This window comes from Neisseria sp. P0022.S010 (assembly GCF_051956635.1).
In genome coordinates this window covers 1-2,753 of sequence record NZ_JBQCXF010000396.1, presented here as the reverse complement: position 1 = coordinate 2,753, position 2,753 = coordinate 1, and the positions used below count along the sequence as shown (strand labels likewise).

Annotated in this window: 5 protein-coding genes; all 5 read left to right on the top strand. The window is 42.5% G+C overall.

The features are described 5' to 3' along the window. Nucleotides 1–68 precede the first annotated feature (68 nt). The 5 genes from rpmJ to ACTHUT_RS17230 all read left to right on the top strand — a co-directional run bounded on the left by rpmJ (nucleotide 69) and on the right by ACTHUT_RS17230 (nucleotide 2,679). Nucleotides 69–182, top strand: a complete 114-nt coding sequence (gene rpmJ, locus ACTHUT_RS17250; RefSeq protein WP_003697674.1) for a 50S ribosomal protein L36 — start codon at nucleotides 69–71, stop codon at nucleotides 180–182. A gap of 67 nt (nucleotides 183–249) precedes the next feature. Continuing rightward, nucleotides 250–612 (top strand): 30S ribosomal protein S13, encoded by a 363-nt coding sequence (rpsM, locus tag ACTHUT_RS17245; RefSeq protein ID WP_003749295.1) that lies wholly within the window; start codon nucleotides 250–252, stop codon nucleotides 610–612. A gap of 19 nt (nucleotides 613–631) precedes the next feature. Next, nucleotides 632–1,027 carry a 30S ribosomal protein S11 gene (gene rpsK, locus ACTHUT_RS17240; protein WP_002216249.1) on the top strand — a complete coding sequence of 132 codons (396 nt, stop codon included), beginning with the start codon at nucleotides 632–634 and terminating at the stop codon, nucleotides 1,025–1,027. 19 nt (nucleotides 1,028–1,046) lie between these two features. Continuing rightward, entirely contained in the window at nucleotides 1,047–1,667 is a 621-nt protein-coding gene (gene rpsD, locus ACTHUT_RS17235; RefSeq protein WP_003749296.1) for a 30S ribosomal protein S4, read from the top strand. A 25-nt stretch (nucleotides 1,668–1,692) separates the two neighbouring features. Next, nucleotides 1,693–2,679 (top strand): DNA-directed RNA polymerase subunit alpha, encoded by a 987-nt coding sequence (locus tag ACTHUT_RS17230; protein WP_440386593.1) that lies wholly within the window; start codon nucleotides 1,693–1,695, stop codon nucleotides 2,677–2,679. Nucleotides 2,680–2,753: the final 74 nt, after the last annotated feature.

Below are 2,753 nucleotides of genomic sequence, written 5' to 3'. Positions count from 1 at the left end.
TAACTCCTTATGATTTAACCCGTGCTCGGATTGTTTTCCGAGCAAGATAAACGATAAAAGGAAATAAAATGCGTGTACAACCTTCTGTAAAGAAAATTTGTCGCAATTGCAAGATTATTCGTCGTAATCGTGTAGTTCGCGTAATTTGTACTGACCCACGTCACAAACAACGTCAAGGCTAAGAAGTTAGTTTTCTTAACTCTTGATTTTATGGTATAGTGACATACTTTGCCCTAAAAAGGAAAAAATATGGCTCGTATTGCAGGGGTAAATATCCCTAATAATGCCCATATCGTAATTGGCCTTCAGGCTATTTATGGTATTGGTGCGACTCGTGCTAAATTGATTTGTGAGGCAGCAAATATTGCTCCTACTACTAAAGCAAAAGATTTGGACGAGGCTCAATTAGACGCTTTGCGTGAGCAAGTTGCTAAATATGAAGTTGAAGGTGATTTGCGTCGTGAAGTAACGATGAGCATTAAACGACTGATGGATATGGGTTGCTATCGTGGCTTCCGTCATCGTCGTGGCTTGCCTTGTCGTGGTCAACGCACTCGCACAAATGCCCGTACCCGTAAAGGTCCGCGCAAAGCGATTGCCGGTAAGAAATAAATTTTAAGGAATTTGATTAATGGCTAAAGCAAACACAGCTTCGCGTGTACGTAAAAAAGTACGTAAAACCGTAAGCGAAGGTATTGTGCACGTTCATGCATCTTTCAACAATACCATCATTACAATCACTGACCGTCAAGGCAATGCATTGTCTTGGGCTACCTCTGGCGGCGCTGGTTTTAAAGGTTCTCGTAAAAGTACACCATTTGCAGCACAAGTTGCAGCAGAAGCAGCTGGTAAAGTTGCCCAAGAGTATGGCGTTAAAAATTTAGAAGTCCGCATTAAAGGCCCTGGCCCTGGTCGCGAATCTTCTGTACGTGCTTTAAACGCTCTTGGTTTCAAGATTACCAGCATTACTGACGTTACCCCGTTGCCTCATAACGGTTGCCGTCCGCCTAAAAAACGTCGTATTTAATATTGGAGTGATTTAAAACATGGCACGTTATATTGGCCCTAAATGTAAATTAGCACGTCGCGAAGGTACGGATCTGTTTTTGAAGAGTGCACGTCGCTCTTTGGATTCAAAATGTAAAATGGATTCTGCACCTGGTCAGCACGGTGCAAAGAAACCACGTTTGTCAGACTACGGTTTGCAATTGCGTGAAAAACAAAAAATCCGTCGTATTTATGGCGTGTTAGAACGCCAGTTCCGTCGTTACTTTGCGGAAGCTGATCGTCGTAAAGGTTCTACCGGTGAATTGCTGTTGCAATTGCTGGAGTCCCGTTTGGACAATGTCGTTTATCGTATGGGTTTTGGCTCTACCCGCGCTGAAGCACGTCAATTGGTTTCTCATAAAGCTATCGTTGTAAACGGTCAGGTTGTTAATATCCCTTCTTTCCAAGTTAAAGCAGGCGATGTTGTAGCTGTTCGTGAAAAAGCTAAGAAACAAGTACGTATCCAAGAGGCATTGAGCTTGGCTACTCAAATTGGCTTGCCAAGCTGGGTATCTGTTGATGCCGACAAATTGGAAGGTGTATTCAAAAATATGCCGGATCGCTCAGAATTGTCTGGCGATATTAATGAACAGCTGGTGGTAGAGTTCTACTCTAAATAATGCTAGCTCAATGAGGGACAGTTAAATGCAAAATAGCACAACCGAATTTTTGAAACCTCGTCAAATCGATGTAGATACCTTGTCTTCTACTCGAGCTAAGGTGTCTATGCAGCCATTTGAGCGTGGTTTTGGTCATACTTTAGGTAATGCTTTGCGTCGTATCTTACTGTCATCCATGAATGGCTTTGCACCAACTGAAGTAGTTATTTCTGGCGTATTGCACGAATACTCTACTATTGATGGTGTTCAAGAGGATGTTGTTGACGTTCTCTTGAACATTAAAGGTATCGTATTTAAGCTTCACGGTCGTAATCAAGTTCAGTTGACTTTGAAAAAAGCAGGTGCCGGTGCTGTTGTAGCCGGTGATATTGATTTGCCACATGATGTGGAAATCATCAATCCTGAACATGTTATTTGCCACTTGTCCGACAATGGTCAAATCGACATGGAAATTAAAGTAGAGCAAGGTCGTGGTTATCAATCTGTTTCAGGTCGTCGCGTATTGCGTGATGAGAACAAACAGATTGGTGCGATTCAGTTGGATGCGAGCTTTTCGCCCATCAGTCGTGTTAGCTTTGAAGTTGAACCTGCACGCGTAGAGCAACGTACGGATTTGGATAAATTGGTTTTAGATATTGAAACCAATGGTTCTCTTGATCCAGAAGAAGCTGTACGTAGTGCCGCACGTATCTTAATTGACCAAATGTCTATTTTTGCAGATTTGCAAGGTACTCCGGTTGAAGAGGTTGAAGAAAAAGCGCCTCCTATCGATCCTATCTTGCTGCGTCCTGTAGATGATTTGGAATTAACCGTACGTTCAGCTAATTGTCTGAAAGCTGAAGATATTTACTATATTGGCGATTTGATTCAACGTACTGAAACCGAGCTTCTCAAGACCCCTAATTTGGGTCGTAAATCTTTGAATGAGATCAAAGAAGTGTTGGCCTCTAAAGGTCTGACATTAGGTTCCAAATTAGAAGCTTGGCCGCCTGTAGGCTTAGAAAAGCCGTAAGTTTGAAGATTAAAGGATAATGACATGCGTCATCGTAATGGCAACCGCAAATTAAACCGTACTAGCAGCCACCG